This window comes from Ruminococcus sp. 1001136sp1, assembly GCF_039841815.1.
Classification (GTDB): Bacteria; Bacillota; Clostridia; order Lachnospirales; family Lachnospiraceae; genus Blautia_A; species Blautia_A faecis.
In genome coordinates this window covers 16452-37319 of record NZ_JBDPGY010000021.1, presented here as the reverse complement: position 1 = coordinate 37319, position 20868 = coordinate 16452, and the positions used below count along the sequence as shown (strand labels likewise).

19 protein-coding genes and 2 pseudogenes are annotated in these 20868 nt (G+C 40.7%); 14 read left to right on the top strand and 7 right to left on the bottom strand.

Annotation, left to right across the window (positions count from 1 at the left end):
• The 3 genes from ABHC48_RS16630 to dnaA form a co-directional block, all read right to left on the bottom strand.
• Positions 1 to 216 (bottom strand): RNA-binding S4 domain-containing protein, encoded by a 216-nt coding sequence (locus ABHC48_RS16630; RefSeq protein WP_021924414.1) that lies wholly within the window; start codon positions 214 to 216, stop codon positions 1 to 3.
• Between the two features lie 133 nt (positions 217 to 349).
• Positions 350 to 1465 (bottom strand): DNA polymerase III subunit beta, encoded by a 1116-nt coding sequence (gene dnaN, locus ABHC48_RS16625; protein ID WP_173771302.1) that lies wholly within the window; start codon positions 1463 to 1465, stop codon positions 350 to 352.
• 278 nt (positions 1466 to 1743) lie between these two features.
• The gene (gene dnaA, locus ABHC48_RS16620) at positions 1744 to 3108 is read right to left on the bottom strand and encodes a chromosomal replication initiator protein DnaA (RefSeq protein WP_173716653.1); all 1365 of its coding nucleotides are present in this window, start codon (positions 3106 to 3108) and stop codon (positions 1744 to 1746) included.
• An 878-nt stretch (positions 3109 to 3986) separates the two neighbouring features.
• Here dnaA and rpmH point away from each other — a divergent pair.
• The 7 genes from rpmH to mnmG all read left to right on the top strand — a co-directional run bounded on the left by rpmH (position 3987) and on the right by mnmG (position 10799).
• Positions 3987 to 4121, top strand: coding sequence for a 50S ribosomal protein L34 (gene rpmH / locus ABHC48_RS16615; RefSeq protein ID WP_005423866.1), 135 nt, complete (start codon positions 3987 to 3989; stop codon positions 4119 to 4121).
• 79 nt (positions 4122 to 4200) lie between these two features.
• Positions 4201 to 4566, top strand: coding sequence for a ribonuclease P protein component (gene rnpA, locus ABHC48_RS16610; RefSeq protein WP_148463049.1), 366 nt, complete (start codon positions 4201 to 4203; stop codon positions 4564 to 4566).
• Positions 4567 to 4639: 73 nt separating this feature from the next.
• A complete protein-coding gene (yidD, locus tag ABHC48_RS16605) occupies positions 4640 to 4864 on the top strand; it encodes a membrane protein insertion efficiency factor YidD (RefSeq protein ID WP_118580820.1) in 225 nt (74 codons plus the stop codon).
• A 121-nt stretch (positions 4865 to 4985) separates the two neighbouring features.
• A complete protein-coding gene (yidC, locus tag ABHC48_RS16600; RefSeq protein ID WP_195700067.1) occupies positions 4986 to 6272 on the top strand; it encodes a membrane protein insertase YidC in 1287 nt (428 codons plus the stop codon).
• A gap of 28 nt (positions 6273 to 6300) precedes the next feature.
• The gene (gene jag, locus ABHC48_RS16595; RefSeq protein ID WP_118580817.1) at positions 6301 to 7278 is read left to right on the top strand and encodes an RNA-binding cell elongation regulator Jag/EloR; all 978 of its coding nucleotides are present in this window, start codon (positions 6301 to 6303) and stop codon (positions 7276 to 7278) included.
• Between the two features lie 208 nt (positions 7279 to 7486).
• Entirely contained in the window at positions 7487 to 8860 is a 1374-nt protein-coding gene (mnmE, locus tag ABHC48_RS16590; protein WP_195700061.1) for a tRNA uridine-5-carboxymethylaminomethyl(34) synthesis GTPase MnmE, read from the top strand.
• A gap of 52 nt (positions 8861 to 8912) precedes the next feature.
• On the top strand, positions 8913 to 10799 hold the full coding sequence (gene mnmG / locus ABHC48_RS16585) for a tRNA uridine-5-carboxymethylaminomethyl(34) synthesis enzyme MnmG (RefSeq protein WP_195700060.1): 1887 nt from the start codon (positions 8913 to 8915) through the stop codon (positions 10797 to 10799).
• Here mnmG and ABHC48_RS16580 read toward each other — a convergent pair.
• Positions 10737 to 10940 (bottom strand): annotated as a pseudogene (locus ABHC48_RS16580) (DUF6783 domain-containing protein); the annotation flags it as partial. The gene mnmG and the pseudogene ABHC48_RS16580 overlap by 63 nt on opposite strands.
• Here ABHC48_RS16580 and ABHC48_RS16575 point away from each other — a divergent pair.
• Together ABHC48_RS16575 and rsmG are read left to right on the top strand one after the other, a co-directional pair.
• Positions 10878 to 11021 (top strand): DUF6783 domain-containing protein, encoded by a 144-nt coding sequence (locus ABHC48_RS16575; RefSeq protein ID WP_306797078.1) that lies wholly within the window; start codon positions 10878 to 10880, stop codon positions 11019 to 11021. The pseudogene ABHC48_RS16580 and the gene ABHC48_RS16575 overlap by 63 nt on opposite strands.
• 182 nt (positions 11022 to 11203) lie before the next feature.
• Positions 11204 to 11938 carry a 16S rRNA (guanine(527)-N(7))-methyltransferase RsmG gene (gene rsmG / locus ABHC48_RS16570; protein ID WP_195700059.1) on the top strand — a complete coding sequence of 245 codons (735 nt, stop codon included), beginning with the start codon at positions 11204 to 11206 and terminating at the stop codon, positions 11936 to 11938.
• 25 nt (positions 11939 to 11963) lie between these two features.
• Here the strand turns inward: rsmG and ABHC48_RS16565 are convergent, their stop codons facing one another.
• On the bottom strand, positions 11964 to 12197 hold the full coding sequence (locus ABHC48_RS16565; RefSeq protein WP_195700058.1) for a hypothetical protein: 234 nt from the start codon (positions 12195 to 12197) through the stop codon (positions 11964 to 11966).
• A gap of 264 nt (positions 12198 to 12461) precedes the next feature.
• On the opposite strand from ABHC48_RS16565, the gene ABHC48_RS16560 reads away from it, so the two are divergent.
• The 4 genes from ABHC48_RS16560 to ABHC48_RS16545 are packed head-to-tail and all read left to right on the top strand — an operon-like array spanning position 12462 to position 18170.
• Entirely contained in the window at positions 12462 to 13628 is a 1167-nt protein-coding gene (locus ABHC48_RS16560; RefSeq protein ID WP_195700057.1) for an ABC transporter ATP-binding protein, read from the top strand.
• 3 nt (positions 13629 to 13631) lie between these two features.
• Entirely contained in the window at positions 13632 to 14495 is an 864-nt protein-coding gene (locus tag ABHC48_RS16555; RefSeq protein ID WP_195700056.1) for an ABC transporter permease, read from the top strand.
• 13 nt (positions 14496 to 14508) lie between these two features.
• Positions 14509 to 16047: a GldG family protein gene (locus tag ABHC48_RS16550; protein WP_195700055.1), complete on the top strand. Its 1539-nt coding sequence runs from the start codon at positions 14509 to 14511 to the stop codon at positions 16045 to 16047.
• Positions 16047 to 18170 (top strand): DUF4340 domain-containing protein, encoded by a 2124-nt coding sequence (locus ABHC48_RS16545; protein WP_195700054.1) that lies wholly within the window; start codon positions 16047 to 16049, stop codon positions 18168 to 18170. Before ABHC48_RS16550 ends, ABHC48_RS16545 begins: the two co-directional genes overlap by 1 nt.
• 312 nt (positions 18171 to 18482) lie before the next feature.
• Here the strand turns inward: ABHC48_RS16545 and ABHC48_RS16540 are convergent.
• Positions 18483 to 18599 (bottom strand): annotated as a pseudogene (locus ABHC48_RS16540) (DUF6783 domain-containing protein); the annotation flags it as partial.
• Here ABHC48_RS16540 and ABHC48_RS16535 point away from each other — a divergent pair.
• Entirely contained in the window at positions 18558 to 18695 is a 138-nt protein-coding gene (locus ABHC48_RS16535; protein WP_334285711.1) for a DUF6783 domain-containing protein, read from the top strand. The pseudogene ABHC48_RS16540 and the gene ABHC48_RS16535 sit on opposite strands and share 42 nt — an antisense overlap.
• Positions 18696 to 19614: 919 nt before the next feature.
• Here ABHC48_RS16535 and ABHC48_RS16530 read toward each other — a convergent pair.
• Positions 19615 to 20568, bottom strand: coding sequence for an alpha/beta fold hydrolase (locus ABHC48_RS16530; RefSeq protein WP_195700053.1), 954 nt, complete (start codon positions 20566 to 20568; stop codon positions 19615 to 19617).
• Between the last annotated feature and the right edge of the window lie 300 nt (positions 20569 to 20868).

The window sequence follows — 20868 nt, the reverse complement described above, 5'->3', positions numbered from 1 at the left end:
TTACTCGTTTCCGGACAGAACCTTCACATCCTGGCCATTATAGGAAATAACGTCACCGCCATAAACCTTGCGGCCTCTTCTGGTATCTACTTCGCCATTTACTTTTACAAGTCCGTCGTTGATCACATATTTTGCCTCAACGCCGTCTGATACAAGGTCAGCAAGTTTCAGTGCCTGGCCAAGTTTGATAAATTCATCTCTGATTCTGATTTCCAATTTTCTGCCTCCACTCTTCTGGCATCACGACTGCAATTTGTTTTTGGACTGTCTCCAGCCATTATTTGCAGCCCGTGTTCACTTCCATTCCTCTTCCAATTGTCTGTTACGTTTCTCTCTGTAACAAGTGTCATTATCTTGCCTGGTTCTGATTTATGTTAACCGGAAGAATCAGATACGTGTAAGTTTCTTCCTCATCTCTGATAAAGCAAGGTGCTTTCGGATTCACTAGGTAAATGTCGATGGTCTCATCATCAATAACCTTCAGTGCATCAATCAGAAACTTGGGATTAAATCCGATCAGAATATCTTTACCCTCTTTCTCAATATCAATATCCTCGTTCATGGAACCCATTGCAGAATCAATCTTCAGCTCCATGCTGCCATCTGTAATGTGGATAATGATCGGTTTCTTATCTCCTTCTCTTACAAGAAGTGTGGCACGGTCGATACAATCCAGGAATTCTTTTTTGTTAATGGAAAGTTTGGTCTCATAATCGCTGGAAAGCATCTGGTCAATACGGAAATATTCCCCCTCGATCAGACGTGAAACTACCATAGTCTGGTCAAATTCAAATAAAATATGATTGTTTGTGAAGAAAATGCTGACTACATCATCCATTTCTCCGGATAAGATCTTACTGATCTCATTCAGAGTCTTGCCTGGAACTACAACCTTGCGGTCTGAATAGTCTTTCTTCAGAGGCATTTTGCGGATCGCAATACGGTGTCCATCCAGAGAGACAATTTTCAGACAATTATCCTTAATTTCAAACAGCTCACCAGTCATTAATTTGTTGTTATCGTTGACTGCAATTGAGAATATTGTCTGATAAATCATATTCTTTAATGTATATTGAGAGATAGTTAATGGTTCATCTCTTTCAATCATAGGAAGATATGCGAAATCTTCTCCTGATTTTCCAGGAATATTAAATTTTGCTTTCTCACAGGTGATAGTTGCAGCGAATTTTTCATCAGTTTTAATGGTAACATCGTTGTCTGGAAGTCTTCTGATGATCTCGTAAAAGATTTTCGCATTCAGGGCAACCATTCCTTTTTCTTCTATAGTACCTTCGACAATGGTTTCGATTCCAAGTTCCATGTCATTAGTAGTAAATTTGATCTGATTTGTTGTTGCATCAATCAGAATACATTCCAGAATTGGCATAGTTGTTTTGGATGGTACAGCTTTTAAGGAAATGCTGACGCTCTTCAACAAGTTACTTTTGGAGCAAATGATTTTCATAATGTGTATAACTTCCTTTCTGGAGAAAATGGGTTTTTCATTAAATATATTTAAGAAGATATCCGCCGTATCCGCCGTAGGGGGTGTGAATATGTGAAAAACTCACTTCCGCCCAGTGAATAAAAGGGTTTCGGGTATGGATAACTTCGTGTAAAAGCATTGGTTTAGAGTGTGAATAACCTGTGTAAAACCACATAAGCGATTTTGTCGCCAAAAGTTATTCACATTAATACACATAATGTCAACATCTTATACATATGAAATGTGGAAAAAATGTGTTAAGTTTGTGGATTAATTTTTTTCTTTAATGTATCAATGGTGTTCTGGAGCTGTTCGTTGTTCTGGAGCTCCTTTTCGATCTTTTCTACTCCGTGCATAACGGTAGTGTGGTCGCGATTTCCAAGATACTGTCCTACATTTTTCAGCGGGATCGCCAGAATTTCACGGCAAAGATACATTGCCACCTGTCTTGGCATCACGATCTTGGAACTTCTTTTATTTCCACAAAGATCGGCAGTACTTACATTAAAATGCTCTGCTACCATAGAAATAATGTAGTCTGCAGTAATCTGTTTATTTTCATTCGGTGCGACGATATCCTTCAGAGCCTGCTCGGCAAGTTCAAGGGTAACCTCTTTTTTCTCCAGTTTTGCATAAGCAACTACCTTATTGAAGGCACCTTCCAGCTCACGGATGTTGGATTTGATATTATTTGCAATATATTTGATAACATCTTCGCTTACATTGTAGCCGTCCATGTCTTCTTTTTTATGAAGAATGGCCATCCTGGTCTCGTAATCCGGCAGAGTAATATCCACGATCAGTCCCCATTCGAATCTGGAACGGAAACGCTCATCCAGAATTTCCATATCCTTCGGCGGTTTATCGGAAGATATGATAATCTGTTTGTTTGCACTGTAAAGGCTGTTGAAGGTGTGGAAAAATTCCTCCTGCGTGGATTCCTTTCCTATAATAAACTGAATATCATCAATGAGAAGGACATCAATGTTACGGTATTTCTCGCGGAATTTACTCATGGCGGTGTTATTTCCATTACGGATGGTCTCGATCAGCTCATTGGTAAATTCTTCACTTGTAACATAGAGAACCTTACTGTTATCATCATTTTCAATAATAAAGTGGGCGATGGAATGCATAAGATGGGTCTTGCCAAGTCCTGCACCACCATAGATAAACAGCGGATTGTACGTATTTCCCGGAGATTCCGCTACTGCCAGGGCTGCAGCCTGAGCCAGTTTGTTGTTGCTGCCCACGATAAAAGTATTGAATGTATATTTGGGGTTCAGATTTGCTTCTTCACATCTGGCCTTAAAACGGTTGTCCTGATCAGGTGCAGCGTCGGAAATGGATTTCTTCGCCGGGACGTCTTCTGGAAGGATAAATTTCACTTCGCAGTCGGTCATTCCGGTAACTTCGCTTATGGTAACCTGCAGAGGCAGTTTGTAATTCTTATTAATGTAGCTTAATCGCACCTGGTCGGAAGCGACGATGGTAACTACATTTCCACTGACATCATAAACCTTCAGGGGTTTCAGCCATGTGTCGAATCGAACATCGGAAAGATCGTGCTCCTTTTTCACAATTCCCAGGATTTCATCCCATTTTTCTATTACTGTGCTCATTTTTTCCTCCCGTACACATCTGATTGTTTCTTATATTAAATGATGCCGTCCGTCGGCGACATGTCCGTTTATCAAAATACCAGCTGGAAACAGGAAATTAGGGTGTGGCAGGCTAAATATACCGGAATTTTACTGGTATTTTGATAAACGGACATAAATATCCTTATATATATTATAATAAATCCTGTCTTTTCGCAACGACAAAATCTTATTTATATAGGAAATTTATGTGGAAAAGTATGCACATCCTGAGAAAAAATCAGAACTGCTGTGGATTGTCGTAAAAGGATGGGGATGTGGGTGGGAAAATGTTGTACTGGACGTGAAAATAGGAAAAACAACTGGGGAAAAGTGCAGAATTGTCCACAAAACATCCACAATTTGAAAAAATTGCAGTGGATAATAAAAAAATTCCAGGAAAAAAATGGGGGATATCTTGTGAATAAACTGGAAAGTTATCAACATTTTGTGTGTGGATAAATGTGGATAAATAGGTTGATAACCATTCTGGTTACCATAACATGGTTTTATGGGTTTCAATAATGAAAAATTATGTGTATAACTCTATCCACTGTCGAATCCCCTCGAAATATACCGTTTTTTGTGACATATGCGTTAAAATCAACAGTCAAAAGTGGATATTTTTGCCGATAATCCCCAGGTTATCCACAAGTTATCCACAAAATGTGGATAATGTTACGTAAACCTTTTCAAAATGACAGGTTATGCACAGTGTGGAAAACTTTGTGGATATAAAAAATTCTAGGAAAGCAAGAATTTTTACTTGACGAGAATGCCATTTATGAATATAATTGAAATGATGTTCTGATTAGGTTAATAATTTTAAATTCCATATAGATAAAGGAGGTGCTTTACCTATGAAAATGACATTTCAGCCGAAAAAAAGATCTAGAGCGAAAGTCCATGGCTTCAGAGCTCGTATGAGCACAAAAGGCGGACGTAAAGTATTAGCTGCCAGAAGATTAAAAGGAAGAAAGCAGTTATCTGCTTAAGACCGTTAAGACCGCAGTTACTGTGGTCTTTTCTTCTATACAGAAATAATTATTTCAATATCATATAAAGGAGAATCAGATGGAATACTCAGACTCCTTAAAGAAAAATAACGAATTCCAAAGGGTATACCGAAAAGGAACATCACAGGCAAATCGGTATCTGGTGATGTATGTGCTTGAGAACCATGACAGGCACATGGAGAATCGTCTGGGAATATCTGTAAGTAAAAAAGTTGGGAATAGTGTGGTACGCCACAGAGTCACCAGACTGATACGAGAGAGCTACCGCCTGAATGAAAGATCCTTCCGTCAGGGACTGGACATTGTAGTGGTCGCAAGACCAAATGCAAAGGACAAGTCCTATCAGGAGATTGAGAGTGCGCTTATGCATCTTGCAGGCAGAATGAAGATCCGCCGTGAGGCTGAGCTTCATGTGGAAGATTAAACGGTATTTGGGCAGTATTGTTGGTTCGGTAAAGGAGCGGCAATATTGAAACAGATTTGCAGGAGAAATTATCATGAGCAGATTTAGTCCAAGGAATATCATGATTCATATGATTCGTCTCTATCAGAAATATATATCGCCGATGAAGAGAACAAAATGTCCTTATATTCCCACATGTTCTCAATATGGTTTAGAAGCAATTCAAAAATATGGTGCGTTAAAGGGCGGGCTTCTTGCAGTGTGGAGAATTTTGCGCTGCAATCCTTTTTCACATGGAGGATACGATCCTGTGCCATAAACTGTACTGAAACAGATGGTGTACAATAAATGACACTTTAAACTGATTTTCAGCACAAAAACTCAAACTTTGACAATTGAATAGTTACACCGAAAAAGCCTAGGAGGAAACAAACTTGGATATGATTTTATTAACGAAGAGCAGTGTCCCGATTATTGGACAGGTTGCTTCTATTATGGGCTGGATCATGGACGGGATTTACAGAGTTCTTGATCTGGTGGGTATTCAGAACCTGGGTCTTTGTATCATTATCTTCAGTATTATTATTTATGCACTGATGACACCATTGCAGGTTAAACAGCAGAAGTTTTCTAAATTAAGCTCTGTTATGCAGCCTGAGCTTCAGAAGATACAGAAGAAATACAAAGATAAAAAAGACCAGGCGTCCGTGCAGAAAATGCAGGAAGAAACTCAGCTTGTATATCAGAAATACGGTGTTTCACCTACCGGCAGCTGTGTGCAGCTGTTGATCCAGTTTCCTGTCCTGATGGCATTATGGCAGGTTATTTACAAAATTCCTGGTTATGTTGGCAGTGTAAAGAATGTTTTCACAGGCCTTGTTGATCAGATCACAAGCGTAAGTGGCTACACAGACCTGATCCAGAGCTTTATCACAGACAATAAGATGACTCGTGTACAGCTGGCGCTGGATAACGGAAAAGCGACCAGTAATTCTGTCATCGATTTCCTTTATGCATTATCTCCATCTCAGTGGAAAGATCTTGCATCAATGGATCAGTTTAAGGGATTTGCAGATACCATTAACACCACGTCTGCAGAAATTTCCAAAATGCAGAATTTCTGTGGATTAAACATTGCAGATCAGCCTCTGAACTACATTAAGGCTGCTTTTGAGGGAGCATCTATTGCACTGGCAATCGCTGCACTTCTGATTCCTATTCTTGCATGGGCGACTCAGGTACTGAACTATAAGCTTATGCCACAGGCTACTTCATCTGCTGAAGGAGCTGTTGATACAATGCAGGCTTCCATGAAGACTATGAATACGGTTATGCCGCTTATGTCAGCAGTATTCTGTTTCACATTCCCGGTAGGTCTTGGTATTTACTGGATCGCAAGTGCGGTTGTAAGAAGTGCTCAGCAGTGGTTTATCAATCGTCATCTTGATAAGATGGATATCAATGATCTGGTAAACGAGAACATGAAGAAGATGGAGAAACAGCGTACGAAAGAAGGACTTCCGCCGCAGAAGATCACCAATCAGGCAAACCAGTCTACTAAGAATATTAATACCAAGATTGATAAAGGTTCCAGTAACACAAACGCAGAAGAGAGAGCCAGAAAAGTAGAGGAATCCTACCAGAATGCAAGAAATGCAAAACCTGGAAGTATTACAGCAAAAGCAAATATGGTCAGGGATTTTGACGAGAGAAACAAGAAGAAGTAATTGTTGTCGGGAACGGAGGGTTTCATAGATGGAGGAGTTTATCCAGTTTTCAGCAAAAACGAAAAATGAAGCAATCACCAAGGCGTGCATCGAATTAGGTGTTTCCAGTGATCAGCTGGAAATTGAAGTGGTTTCTGAAGGTAGTTCCGGATTTTTTGGCATCGGAAGCAAACCGGCAATCATTAAAGCACGCAAGATCAATACAGTTTCTGAAGAGGATGAGATACAGGAAATCGTTGATACTGTTAAAGTGGATGCGATTAAGGAAGAGCAGAATAGAAAGCCTGCCAAACCTTTTGTAAAAGCTGAGAAACCGGCACCAAAGAGTGAGCCGGTGAAAGAAAAAGCACCTGTAAAAGAGGCGAAAGAGCCAAAGCCTTTTAAAGAGCCAAAAGAAAAACAGCCGCGCCAGCCGAAGGAGAAACCTTTTAAGGAGCGTCCTGTAAAAGAAAAACCGGCAAAAGAAAAAATGCCGAAAGAGCCAAGAGAAGAGAAGCCGAAACAGTCCAAACCTGTTGAGATCATCACAGATCCGGCAGAGATCAAAGAAGTGGAAGAGAGAGCAATTGTTTTCCTTCGCGACGTATTTGCATCTATGAATCTTGGTGAAGTGGAGATCACTTCCAAATACAACACAAATGACGGTTGTCTGGAAGTTGCTTTTGAAGGAGAGGATATGGGAATTCTCATCGGTAAGAGAGGACAGACCCTTGACTCCCTTCAGTATCTTACAAGCCTTGTTGTAAATAAGGGCAAAGCAAACTATATTAGAGTAAAGCTCGATACAGAAGATTACCGCAGACGTCGTAAAGAGACTCTGGAGAATCTTGCAAGAGGAATTGCCTACAAGGTTAAGAAGACCAGAAAGCCAGTTGTACTTGAGCCGATGAACCCATATGAGAGAAGAATCATTCACTCAGCACTTCAGGGTAATAAGTATGTAGAGACTGTCAGCGAGGGCGAAGAGCCGTATCGTCATGTGGTTGTAAAATTAAAAAGATGGTAAATCTTGCATAAAACATCTGAATGTGTTATAAAAGATTTGCAGAATGAATAAGAGGTTATTCCAGGTGAAAGATGGAAGAACTGAAGCGTTATGCTTTTGTTTTAATATCTTTCCCTGGGGTAACTTTTTTTGTATAATAAAATGATATGAGTGTCAAAAGATGTGTTAAGTTTATAATTTGGATTGTAATTTACATGGAGGAAATCACATGAATACAACGATTGCAGCGATATCTACTGCTGTGAGTGCTTCGGGAATCGGAATCATTCGAATCAGCGGCCCGGAAGCCATGGACGTTATATCCCGCATTTACCGTTCCAAGGGCGGGAAAAAGAAAATTAAAGAAGTGCCCACCCACACCATTCATTATGGTTATATCTATGACGGGGAAGAAATTGTGGATGAAGTTCTGGTCATGGTCATGCGCGCACCCAAAACATTCACAGGAGAAGATACCGTGGAGATTGATTGTCACGGTGGTGTCTATGCTATGAACCGGGTTCTGGAAACGGTTTTGAAAAACGGCGCCAAGATTGCTGGCCCCGGAGAGTTTACCAAGAGAGCCTTCTTAAATGGCAGGCTGGATCTTTCCCAGGCAGAGGCAGTTATGGATGTGATCCAGGCGAAAAATGAATATGCGTTGAAAAGCTCCATGAGTCAGCTGAAAGGTTCTGTACAGAAGACCATCAAGGAGATTCGAAGCGACCTGATCTACGAGATTGCTTTTATCGAGTCTGCTCTGGATGATCCGGAGCACATCAGTCTGGAGGGATATCCACAGAAATTACATGGAATTGTGGAAAAAGAGCAGAAATCCATTGAAGAGTTGTTGAAAACCTCCACAGATGGCAAGATCATCCGGGAAGGAATTGAGACGGTTATCGTGGGTAAGCCAAATGCAGGTAAGTCCTCCCTGTTAAACCTTCTTGTAGGGGAAAATAAGGCCATTGTAACGGATATTGAGGGTACTACAAGAGATATTCTGGAGGAGTATATTACTCTTCATGGAATTACGCTGAAAATTGTGGATACGGCAGGCATCCGCGAGACAGAGGATGTGGTGGAGAAAATCGGTGTTTCCAGAGCCCGGGAGGTTGCAAAAGGTGCAGATCTGGTGTTATACGTAGTAGACAGCTCTACACCGCTTGATGAAAATGATGAAGAAATCATTGAAATGCTGAAAGACAGAAAAGCAATTGTACTGTACAATAAAACAGATCTTGCTTCGGCTGTGAGCATGGAGGCATTAAAGGAGAAAATCAACCATCCTCTCATTCCGATTTCTGCGAAAGAGGAGACTGGAATTGCCCAGCTGGCGGATACCATTAAGAGTATGTTTTTCAGCGGGAAAATCTCCTTTAACGATGAGGTTTATATTACAAATGCCCGTCACAAAGAGGCATTGGAAGAGGCAGCAGACAGCCTTGCAATGGTAAAAAAGAGTATTGAGGATGGCATGCCGGAAGACTTCTTTTCCATTGATCTGATGGCTGCTTATGGAAGCCTTGGAAAGATCACAGGAGAGGAAGTTGGGGAAGATCTGGTGAATGAGATATTTAGTAAGTTTTGTATGGGTAAGTAGTGGCAGAGGGACGCGATAATATATGAATGAGTGTGTTATAGAGGAGATAAAAATGAAAAATTTAGAGGAGAATTATGACATAGTAGTGGTCGGTGCCGGACACGCTGGCTGTGAGGCTGCGCTGGCTGGGGCGAGACTGGGATTGAATACGATCATGTTTACGGTAAGCGCAGAGAGTATTGCGCTGATGCCTTGTAACCCAAATGTAGGCGGTAGTTCAAAGGGACATCTGGTCCGTGAGTTGGATGCTCTTGGTGGAGAGATGGGAAAAAATATTGACAAGACTTTTATTCAGTCTAAGATGCTGAACTGTTCCAAGGGTCCGGCAGTGCATTCCCTTCGTGCTCAGGCTGATAAGCAGGCTTACAGTAATGAAATGAGAAAGACGTTGGAGAATCAGGAGAACCTGACCATCCGCCAGGGAGAGGTTACCAAGCTTCTGGTAGAGGATGGCAAGATCACAGGTGTGAAGACGTATTCCGGCGCTGTCTACCATTGTAAGGCGGTAGTTTTGTGTACTGGAACTTATCTGAAAGCACGCTGTATTTACGGTGATGTAAGCAATTATACAGGTCCAAATGGACTGCAGGCAGCCAATTATCTGACTGATTCTCTGAAAGAACTGGGAATTGAAATGTTCCGTTTCAAGACTGGAACACCTGCCCGAATTGCAGGAAATACCATCGACTACAGCAAGATGGAAGAGCAGTTTGGGGATGAGAGAGTAGTGCCATTTTCTTTTTCCACAGATCCGGAGGATGTGCAGATCGAGCAGAAATCCTGCTGGCTGACTTATACCAATGAGGCTACCCATGATATCATCCGTGCAAACCTGGATCGTTCCCCACTGTACTCTGGTATGATCGAAGGAACTGGTCCGCGTTATTGCCCTTCTATTGAGGATAAAGTAGTTCGTTTTGCAGATAAAAAAAGACATCAGGTGTTTATTGAGCCAGAGGGAATGTACACAAATGAGATGTACATTGGCGGTATGTCCAGCTCTTTGCCGGAAGATGTGCAGGAGGAAATGTACCACAGCGTACCAGGCCTTGAGCATGCAAAAATTGTGAAGAATGCTTATGCTATTGAGTACGATTGTATTAACCCAAGACAGCTTTATCCAACGCTGGAGTTTAAGAAAATTAAAGGTCTTTTCAGTGGCGGACAGTTTAATGGAAGTTCAGGTTACGAGGAGGCAGCAGCCCAGGGACTGATCGCTGGTATCAATGCAGCCATGGAAGTGCTGGGAAAAGAGCAGCTGATCCTGGATCGTTCTGAGGCTTATATCGGTGTTCTCATTGATGATCTGGTTACAAAAGAGAACCATGAGCCATACCGTATGATGACCAGCCGTGCCGAGTACCGTCTACTTCTCCGTCAGGATAATGCGGATCTGAGACTTCGTAAAAAGGGCTGGGAGGTAGGTCTTGTAGATGACGAAACCTATGCAAAAGTAGTGGAAAAAGAACGCTTGATAGCGGAAGAAATCCAGCGTGTGGAGAATACAAATGTGGGTATGACAGAGGCAGTTCAGAGCCTTCTGGAAAGCAAAGGAAGCACACCACTTAAGTCAGGAATCAGTCTTGCAGAGCTGATCCGCAGACCGGAGCTTTCCTATGCAGAGGTGGCTCCTATTGATAAGAACCGCCCTGAACTTGCCTGGGATGTGCAGGAGCAGGTAAACATTAATATTAAATACGACGGTTATATCCGCCGCCAGATGAAGCAGGTAGAGCAGTTTAAGAAGCTGGAAGCCAAGAAGATTCCAGAGGATCTGGACTATGAGAAAGTAAAGAGCCTGCGCATTGAGGCACGGCAGAAACTGGAACTTTACAGACCTGTTTCCATTGGACAGGCATCCCGAATTTCCGGTGTTTCACCGGCGGATATTTCGGTGCTGCTGGTTTATATGGAGCAGTATGGGAAGGAGCGTCACTAAACGGACGCGTTTCTGCAAGTAATATTCCACGCAGGTCGGTTGGGCACTAGAGCGTGTTTGAAAAAGGCTTTCTGCAAGATGTGTGTCACAATTTGTGGGAGATTTTGTTCGGATAAGGGCGCCGTAGCGGGCTACGGCAACCGAATTCGGGCAAAATCTCCCGCAAAGTGGGGCGTGCAGATTGCGGAAATGATTTTTCAAACACGCTCTACGGTGAAATAACTGGTAACTACGACTAAGACGCTTGGGAGAGACCTCTTGTCTAAGTCGACCTGACCAGTGGATTTCACCTTCGTTAAAAACGCACCTGAAATGACCTGCTAAAGAATATTACTTGCAAAAACGCTGTGTATTAGCAACTGGAAAGTAAAAAAATAAGTAGTTTGAGGTATAAGGAGAAGTTTATGGAATATGATTTAACCCTCTTTGAGAAAGGACTTGAAGAGCTTGGAATTGCTCTGTCCCAGGAGCAGAAGAAGCAGTTTATCACTTATTATGAGTACCTTGTAGAGAAAAATAAGGTAATGAATTTAACTGCAATTACCGAGTACAACGAGGTGATTTTAAAGCATTTTCTTGACAGTTTATCTATCGTAAAAGTAGGCAGTTTTGACCAGAAAAAGCTGGCGGGAAAGTCCGTGATCGATATCGGAACCGGCGCTGGTTTCCCTGGAATCCCGCTGAAAATTGCTTTTCCGGAGCTTAAAATCACCCTTCTGGATTCTTTGAATAAAAGGGTGAATTTCCTTAATGAAGTAATCGAAATGCTTGGTTTAAAAGACGTAACAGCGCTTCACGGAAGAGCCGAAGACTACGCGAAACAGAAGGAACACAGAGAAAAATATGACTTCTGTGTCTCCCGCGCAGTAGCCAATTTAAGCACCCTTTCCGAGTATTGTATCCCCTTTGTAAAAGAAGGTGGCAGCTTTATTTCTTATAAATCCGGCAAGATTGATGAAGAGCTTGCGCAGGCAGAAAATGCTGTGAAAATCCTTGGTGGAAAAGTTCAGGATGTAGTGAAATTTCCACTTATGGACACGGATATGGATCGTTCTTTTGTGGTGATCAAGAAGATGAAACCGACCGCGAAAAAGTACCCCAGGAAGGCTGGCTTGCCGGCGAAGGAGCCGCTGGCGTAGAATATATGTTAATATTAAGATAACTTTAGGCCTGAAAGAGGAAGAAATCCGTACTATATTTCTCTCCGATAATATCGGCGATTTTTTTCTGAGATAACATAGGTTCTGTCTCAATCACTTTCAAAATACGAGTTGCTATGGAATTGTCTTCATTGGGAATAGTTTGGTTAGTAGCTTGGTTAGTGTGATTAACCAAGCTACTAACCAAGCTCTTAAACATAACCATAATATCCTCACACTTAATCGTATATTCTGGCATAGGATTTCCAGCTTCCTCGCAACTGTCTTTGATTTTTTTTCTATTCCACATCCCCGTGCCTTAGAGCGTGTTTGAAAAATCATTCCCGCAATCTGCATGCCCCACTTTGCGGAATGTATTTTATTTTGGGACACATTTCCAACACAAAATAATCACATATTTCTCACATAATTATCTAAATTTCCTCACAGGTTGCACATAAAATAATCATAAACAGATGCATGGGATAAGCCATGCATCTGCAACTTGAAGGAGGTAAGAAACTTGATTGAAGTAAAAAATCTGGTAAAACGCTACGGCGATCACACCGCTGTAGACCACCTTTCTTTTGAAATAGAGAAAGGCAAGATTTATGGTTTCCTGGGCCCCAACGGTGCTGGAAAATCCACGACCATGAATATGATAACCGGCTATATTGCATCCACCGAGGGAACAGTAGTCATAGACGGTCATGATATTCTGGAAGAACCTGAGGAGGCAAAAAAATGCATCGGATATCTACCCGAAATGCCACCTCTTTATTTTGATATGACCGTTCTGGAATATCTGAAATTCGTAGCAGATCTGAAGAAAATTCCTAAAGATAAAAAAGCATCCATGATCGAAGAAATCATGGATATGGTAAAGATCACCGACATGAAAAACCGCCTGATCAAGAATCTTTCCAAAGGTTACAGACAGCGTGTAGGAATCGCCCAGGCAGTGCTTGGCTACCCGGAAGTCATCATTCTGGATGAGCCGACTGTCGGTCTTGACCCAAAACAGATCAACGAAATCCGCGATCTGATCAAAGGCCTGAAACAGAAACACACCGTTATCCTTAGCTCCCATATTTTGTCCGAAGTCAGCGCCGTTTGCGACTACGTGCTGATCATTTCCCATGGAAAACTGGTAGCCAGCGATACCCCTGAGAATCTGGGAAAACTGGCAGCAGGCTCAAACAACCTGAATCTGCTTGTAAAAGGTCAGAAAGACACTATCAGAGCCGCTCTGGAGGCCGTAGAAGGGGTAAAAGAGGTTACGGTAAAGAAAAGCCCGGAGGAAGGCGTATATGCCATTACAGTGGGAACAGAAGAGAATATGGATGTGCGTGAAAAAGTGTTCTACAGTATGGTAAATGCCAGCTGTCCGATCCTTGAAATGCAGTCTAAGAAAGTTTCTCTGGAGGAGATCTTCCTTGAACTTACAGAGAGCGAGAAAAAAGATAAAGATGCGTCAGGAAAAAAATCCGGAAAATCTTTCTTTAAGACGGCAGCAGATGCTGAGAAGTATTTGAATGAGAAAAACGAAGATACTGTCCCTGATAATGGACTTGAAGAAAAAGAGTTTGATGAATCGGGCGAAGTATCCAATGATGTGTCAGATAATGGACTGTCTGGTGATAAACAGGATAGTTTTGCCGCATCTGAGGAAGAAAAGGGGGAAGAGTAAACCATGCTTGCTATTTATAAAAGAGAGCTGAAAAGCTACCTGACCTCCATGGTCGGCTACCTGTTTATGTTTTTTGTGTTGCTGATCGCAGGTATTTACTTTTCAGCGTACCAGCTTTCAGCTGCTTATCCGAAATTTGAATATACTTTAAATGCCATGACCTTTGTGTTTCTGATTGCAGTGCCGATCCTGACCATGCGTGTACTTGCTGAGGAAAGAAAGCAGAAAACAGACCAGCTTCTGCTTACTTCTCCAGTATCTGTATCCGGCATCGTAATGGGAAAATATCTTGCACTTGTGACTATTTATGCAATCCCTATTGCAGTTCTTGCAACTTATCCGCTGATTATGGCGAAGTTCGGAACCGTTGCATTTGGTTCCGCGTACACAGCACTCCTTGGATTTTTCCTTTTGGGAAGTGCAAACATTGCAATCGGCGTATTTTTCTCAGCAATCACTGAGAGCCAGGTAATTGCAGCAGTTCTTACCTTTGTATTTTTATTTGCTTTTTATATGATGAATGGAATTTCTTCCTTTTTCTCAGAAACAGCAATGTCTACATGTGTGACATTTGGCATTCTGATCATAGCGCTTAGCCTTATGATCTACAGTATGATTAAAAATGCAGTGATTTCAGGTGCTGTCTGCGTGATTGGAGAAGTGGCACTGGTGATTATTTATGTTGTAAAATCCAGCGTATTTGAAGGAGGAATCCAGAAGGTTCTTGAAGTGTTTAACTTAAGTTCACACTTTGAAAACTTTACAAACAGTATTTTTGATGTGACTGGAGTTCTTTATTTCCTGTCTGTCATTGCCATTTGTATATTCCTTACCATGCAGACAATTTTGAAGAGACGTTGGAATTAAGGAGGTGGGGAAAATGTTTTTTAAGAAGAAAAATGATAACAATATTGACAATAACGATAAAAATGCAATTGATATTGAAAGTGCTGAAAGTAATAACAATAATAACAAAAAAGAAAAACGAAAATTTAAAGACAGTATTAATAAAAAGTACTTGAAAAATGGAAGCTATAGTTCTGTTATGATTGTTGTTTTCGTTGCTATCATTATTGTTATAAATATGATTGTAGGAAATCTTCCTTCAAAGTATACGCAGCTGGATATCAGCTCCGAGAAACTTTACACCATCGGTGATGAGACAAAAGCGATGCTGAAAGATCTGGACAAGGATGTAACCATATATCAGATCGCCCAGAGCGGAAGTGAGGATGAGACTATCAGTAATCTGCTTCAAAGATATGCAGATGAATCTGATCATATTAAGGTGGAACAGAAAGATCCAGTGGTCAATCCTAAATTTGTCAGTGAATACACCAGTGATAACCTTTCCTCTAATAGCTTAATTGTTGTATGCGGAGACAGAAATAAGGTTGTAAATTATAACAATATTTACGAATCTACAATGGATTACAACACATACAGTTATCAGACAACAGGCTTCGACGGCGAAGGACAGATCACAAGTGCCATCGCATATGTAACCAGTGAAAACCTGCCGGTATTGTACACATTAGAGGGACATGGAGAGCAGAAGCTTGATTCTACGATCAAGGAAGATATTGAGAAAGCAAACATGGAAATCAAATCCCTGAATCTGCTTACAGAGGGAAGCGTTCCAGAGGATGCCAGCTGTCTGCTGATTGATTCTCCTACAACAGATATCTCAGAGGATGAGAAGACTGCATTGATCGATTATCTGGAAAATGGTGGAAAAGCAATGATTTTCTCCGATTACACAGGAGAAAAAATGGAAAACTTTGATGCAGTGCTGGAAAACTACGGCGTAAGTAGAGTAGATGGCCTGGTATTTGAAGGAAATGCACAGCATTATGCCGCTCAGATGCCGTACTACCTGGTTCCAACTGTAAACAGCACAGATATTACATCTGATGTGGCTTCTTCCGGATATTACATTCTGATGCCGTATGCGCAGGGAATCCAGAAATCTGATGATGTGAGAGACACTGTGAATATTGAAAGCCTTCTTACAACTTCCGACAGCGCATATTCAAAGACGGATTTGAACAGCGGTTCTCTTGAAAAGGAAGACGGTGATGTGGATGGCCCATTTGACCTGGGTGTCAGCATTACAGAGACTGTAGATGATGATAAAGAGACTCATATTATTTATTATTCCACATCAAACCTGCTGCAGAGCCAGATCAATCAGATGGTTTCCGGTGGAAATGAGAAACTTGTGATGGCTTCTTTAAGTTCTCTGGTAGACACAGAAGACAGTACAACAGTTTCTATCCCATCAAAGAGTCTGGAAGTATCTTATCTGACTTTGACAGCATATGATGCAAGCTTCTGGAAAATCTGTACCATTGGTCTGATTCCTGGAGCATTCCTGTTGATTGGATTTATGATTTGGTTAAAGAGGAGAAAAGCCTGATGAAGAAAAAATCAGTAAATCTTATTACAGCAGTGGGCGTTTTGGTTGTCCTCAGCGGCGCATACGTAGGCGTAAAAGCCTACGTAGCCAAGCAGGAGGCCGCGGATACTGAAAGTGCGGAGGAAGAAAATCCGGAAATTATTTCCATAGCGTCTGCTGATGTGAAATCAATAAAATTTGTAATTGATAAAAAAGAAGTTACCTTTGAAAAAGATGGAGATTTCTGGGTGAAAAGTGATGAAACTGGTTTCCCGGTAGATCAGGATAAATTTGATACACTGGTCAGCTCCCTGAATTCTATAAAAGCGGAAAGAACACTGGAAAATGTGGAGGATGCATCAGAGTATGAATTGGATCAGCCGGAGAACACGATCACGGTTACCACAGAAGATGGGGAAACGACAGTAATTCAGCTTGGAATGGAGAATGATTCCACAAGTCAGGAATACATTGACTTGAACAAGGATTCTTCTACAGTTTATGTAGTAAGCAATTCCACGTTTTCTTCTTTTGAGGGAACTTTGTACGACTTTGCAAAAAGCGGCGTTTTCCCAACTGTGGATTCCTCTACGGTCAGCAAAATTTCTGTAGATGGAAAGGATTCTTCCTATGTTGTAGAGAAAGATGAAAATAATTTCTGGAATATTACTGGCAATGGAGAGACTGAGAAAGCAGATTCCGCGAAGGCAACTTCCTTAGCCAGTACATTATCCAGTGTGGCTTATGCAAGTTATGTAAATTATAACTGCGCAGAAGATGAGCTCTCTCAGTACGGATTAGATAAGCCGTATGCAGAGATTACAGTGGATTATCAGGAAGAAGTTGAGAAAGAGTCCACTGATGATGAAAACGAGGCTGAAAATGGCGATGAGGAGGTCTCAGAGGCATCTGGGGATGAGAACCAGGCGGATGAAAATGCGGATTCTGAAACAGATGGAAGCGAAAGCTTGGATGAAAATGCGGATTCTGAAACAGATGGAAGCGAAAGCTTGGATGAAGATGCGGATTCTGAGACAGATGGAAACGAAAGCTCAGATGAAGATGCGGATTCTGAGACAGATGGAAACGAAAGCTTAGATGAAGATGTGGATGTGGCAGACACAGAAGATTCAGAAGCTGTAGAAAATGAGAATACAGATGAAACAGCAGATGACAACGTCGAAGCAGAAGATACAGATGTAACTGAATCAGATGACGAGGCTGGGGTGGAAACAGCAGATACTGAATCCGCAGAAAGTTCTGAAGATGCAGAAGAAGATTCAGAACCGGAAACTGAAATGGTTGACAGAGAACTTGTAATTCAGGTTGGAGATCAATCTTCAGATGGTGGAAGATATGTTCGGGTGAATGACAGCAACGAAATTTATACAATATCCGAGGATTCTCTTGATACTTTCCTTGGAAAAACAAATGCTGATTTCTGGGATTTGACAGTAAGCTATTTGTCTGCAAATAATCTGGATACTCTGGATGTGAACTACGGAGGAGAAGATTATATCGTAAATGTTTCACGTGAAACATCTGAGGATGAAAACGTAGAAACATCGGATAATGAGACGGAAGATGAAGATACAACAGATAGTACCAGCAGTGATGTTGCCGACGGCAACGAAGTAGAGGGAAATGCTGCTGATGATAACACTTCATCAGGTGATTTGACCGGCGAAGATACTGAAAATACAGATGACAGTTCTTCTACTGCAAGCACCACAAGTTCAACTAGTGTAACCTTATCTTATACACTAAATGGAAAAGATCTGGACAGCACAACATTTACAACGTTCTACAATAAGCTGATCAACATGACAGCGCAGAAACGTCTGACTGATGAATTTAAGTCCAATACAGATCCGGAAATGACTGTGAAATTTACAGATATAGATGGAAATGAAATGGAAGTGGAGTATTATTCCTATGATACAAATTACTATGCCGCTGTTATAAACAAAAAAGTATATCTGGTAAATAAAATGACAGTAAAAGAACTGTTTCAGGCATTTGAATCTGTAACTGGTGAGAAAGAGGAAAACGAAAACGCTGAGACAACAGATCCTGAAACAAATGCTTCTACAGATAATGCTGAAACAGAAACGACAGAGGCTTCAGAGGATGCTGAAGAGTAGTAGCTGAAAAAATGATTAAAAAAGATCCTTGCCTGTGAAAAAAACAGGACAAGGATCTTTTTTGCTGTTTGGAAAAACTGTTGAATTGCCTGTTGCATAAGAATTCTACTGGATATGAATATGCGCGTACATCGTTTTGCAAATAACGATATCAATCAAGCTGGATGCGTGAAGTTGAAGGTGCGGATGGAAAAAATGTGTGGCGGGCTACGCCCGAGCGTGTCTGAAAAATCATTCCTGCAATCTGCACGCCTTGCTTTGTTATATATCTTATTCGGATTCGGTCGCTGTGGTTCACTACAGCAACTGAATTTAAGTTAAAGCTCCTGTGAATTGTGGCATGCATTTAAAAATCATTCCTGCAATCTGCGTGCCAAATTTTGTGGTATATTTTGTCCGAATTCGGTTGTCGCAGCTCGTTACGACGCCCTCATCCGGGCAAAATCTCCTACAAATTATGACGCACATCTTGCAGAAAGCCTTTTCCAAACACGCTCTGGTCCGCTGATATTTCAAATGGTATGAAATATGTAATTAACGTTGGCTATTTTGTCTGTTTGAATTTCTATATGCATTGTTTTTGAAAATAAAATTTTAAAAATCTTTGAATTTTACTCATATGGTTTTACATTAGCCGACTATATAAAAAGTCCGAAAACAGAAACTTTGCTTTTGCTTTCTGAAATATTACGGTAAATATAAAATGTAATAATAACTTTTATAAAATAAAAACCTACTAAAACATACAATAAAGTCCAATAAATAACACTTAACGACACGATGATACAACAAAGGCCTATTTAATGTACTTTGAACAACAAAACAGGCAAATGAATCGTAAAAATCCTCTGAAAAATATATTGTTATGTAAAAATATACTTTTAAACAATTCTAATTAAAACAAAAAGATTGTATAAAGATAAAATGGAACAGCGCATAATTGAAAAAATAACAAAATAACAACAAAACAATACGAAAAGAGCTCTGAGATGTATTTGAAAATCATTTCTCAATCCACCCCCCCACTTTGCAGTATATTTTACCCGTAGTTGGGTGTGTCGTAGCACGTTGCAGCACCTTCATTCTGGCCAAATCTCCCGCAAATTGTGGCGCGCACCTTGCAGAAAGCCTTTTTCAAACACTCTCTGGGATGTATCAAAAAACATTTTCGCAATCCGCACACCTTACTTTGTGGTATATATTCCTGAATTTGGCTGCCATATTCGCTACGGCAACCTCATCCTCATCCTGGTCAAAGTCCCACAAATTGTGACGTACATCTTGTAGAAAGCTTTTTTAATATGCTCTGGAAATATAGAAAGAACAGGAAAAGCATAAAGCATAATAAATTATTATTACAAAAACAAAAAAACTTCGGGATTATATTATACAATCTCGAAGCTTTTTATTCTGCTTTGAAGGCATATCTATATCTTTATTTTAATTAAAAGAATGCACCAACTTGCTCAAGAAATGCTTCTACATTCTCAATATGTGGAAAATGCTTGGAACATGGAATGGTTGCTGACTCAATTGCTGGATTTACTTTCTGATAAGCTTCTACAATTGCAGCACCATTTGGCTCATCTTCACCTTCTACGATATAAATGCTGTTATCAATTGATTCTACAGCATGGCGAATGTTGATATTCATATATTTAGCACTTTGGCTGGAGTATAGGCATTTTGCATAATAACCACCTTTGTGCGCAGCTTCATAATATGCATCCAGGACATCTTTGTCTACATGGAATGGATTATAATAAAGCTTATCAAGGAAGAAATCATTAATTGTTTCACGCGAAACAATTATATGGTAGATAAAGGTTCCAAATATAGGCAGTTCGATAAAGAATTTGAATAATTTATCCTTTTTTGTGGTAGTTTGGGCAAGAGAAATCATGCTTACCGGATTAATAAACATGATTTTATTAATGCTTTCTTTATCGTAAGCAGCGGCAGTAGTAACAAATGAACATGAGAAACCACTTGCAATGATGTCGGTTTTCTCTTTAATTACATTTTTTATAAAATCGCAGATGATTTGTACGAAAAGAAAATTTGTATATGTAATTCCAGCTTTTTCCGAACGTCCGCAACCTAATAGATCAAGGGTATATACGGTGTGCTCTTGAGCAAGTTGATCCTCAACACGAGACCATTCGTATCCACTGGCTCCAGGCATTGTATCATGAATAAGAAGAAGAGGAGAGCCTTTTCCCTTCTTGGTATAATAAATTTTTCCGAAACGCCAATTATAATAGTTGTGATTGGAAAAATCAAGCATTTCTTTTAACTGGGAAGAGGCAACAATCACTCTATTGGTGAGATGGATGACACCAGCGGCAATCGTAGTCAACGCGGCCAGAGTCGGAATTTTATGTTTAGTGTCTTTCATTTTATAGAGGACCTCCTTTGAGTTTGTATGTATATTATACGCCAAAGAGGCTGATTTTACAATGTTTTTTGGCATATAAATGGGAATTGACAGAATACTGGGCTGCTGTTCACTCCGTTCACAGTAACACGCTTTGCGATGCACAGGAAGACGAATCTTCTTGTGACAAGCACAAGAAGTAGCGTTTGCTGCGCAAACTTAATTCTCGGGGGTTCTGTGAATTTTTTTCACAAAAAACACCTCGCGGAGCATCACTGGTGAACAGCAACAATACTGATTGCTACTCATTTCGTGACCAGT

What these genes read in the sequence shown, in the direction of transcription:
- ABHC48_RS16545 (WP_195700054.1), top strand. Translation starts at nt 16,047, where the DNA reads ATGAAGAAAAAATCAGTAAATCTTATTACAGCAGTGGGCGTTTTGGTT.
- rsmG (WP_195700059.1), top strand. Translation starts at nt 11,204, where the DNA reads ATGGAATATGATTTAACCCTCTTTGAGAAAGGACTTGAAGAGCTTGGA.
- dnaA (WP_173716653.1), bottom strand. Translation starts at nt 3,108, where the DNA reads ATGAGCACAGTAATAGAAAAATGGGATGAAATCCTGGGAATTGTGAAA.
- ABHC48_RS16555 (WP_195700056.1), top strand. Translation starts at nt 13,632, where the DNA reads ATGCTTGCTATTTATAAAAGAGAGCTGAAAAGCTACCTGACCTCCATG.
- mnmG (WP_195700060.1), top strand. Translation starts at nt 8,913, where the DNA reads ATGAAAAATTTAGAGGAGAATTATGACATAGTAGTGGTCGGTGCCGGA.
- ABHC48_RS16530 (WP_195700053.1), bottom strand. Translation starts at nt 20,568, where the DNA reads ATGAAAGACACTAAACATAAAATTCCGACTCTGGCCGCGTTGACTACG.
- rnpA (WP_148463049.1), top strand. Translation starts at nt 4,201, where the DNA reads ATGGAATACTCAGACTCCTTAAAGAAAAATAACGAATTCCAAAGGGTA.
- ABHC48_RS16550 (WP_195700055.1), top strand. Translation starts at nt 14,509, where the DNA reads ATGTTTTTTAAGAAGAAAAATGATAACAATATTGACAATAACGATAAA.
- ABHC48_RS16565 (WP_195700058.1), bottom strand. Translation starts at nt 12,197, where the DNA reads ATGCCAGAATATACGATTAAGTGTGAGGATATTATGGTTATGTTTAAG.
- yidD (WP_118580820.1), top strand. Translation starts at nt 4,640, where the DNA reads ATGAGCAGATTTAGTCCAAGGAATATCATGATTCATATGATTCGTCTC.
- yidC (WP_195700067.1), top strand. Translation starts at nt 4,986, where the DNA reads ATGATTTTATTAACGAAGAGCAGTGTCCCGATTATTGGACAGGTTGCT.
- dnaN (WP_173771302.1), bottom strand. Translation starts at nt 1,465, where the DNA reads ATGAAAATCATTTGCTCCAAAAGTAACTTGTTGAAGAGCGTCAGCATT.
- jag (WP_118580817.1), top strand. Translation starts at nt 6,301, where the DNA reads ATGGAGGAGTTTATCCAGTTTTCAGCAAAAACGAAAAATGAAGCAATC.
- mnmE (WP_195700061.1), top strand. Translation starts at nt 7,487, where the DNA reads ATGAATACAACGATTGCAGCGATATCTACTGCTGTGAGTGCTTCGGGA.
- rpmH (WP_005423866.1), top strand. Translation starts at nt 3,987, where the DNA reads ATGAAAATGACATTTCAGCCGAAAAAAAGATCTAGAGCGAAAGTCCAT.
- ABHC48_RS16575 (WP_306797078.1), top strand. Translation starts at nt 10,878, where the DNA reads ATGTGTGTCACAATTTGTGGGAGATTTTGTTCGGATAAGGGCGCCGTA.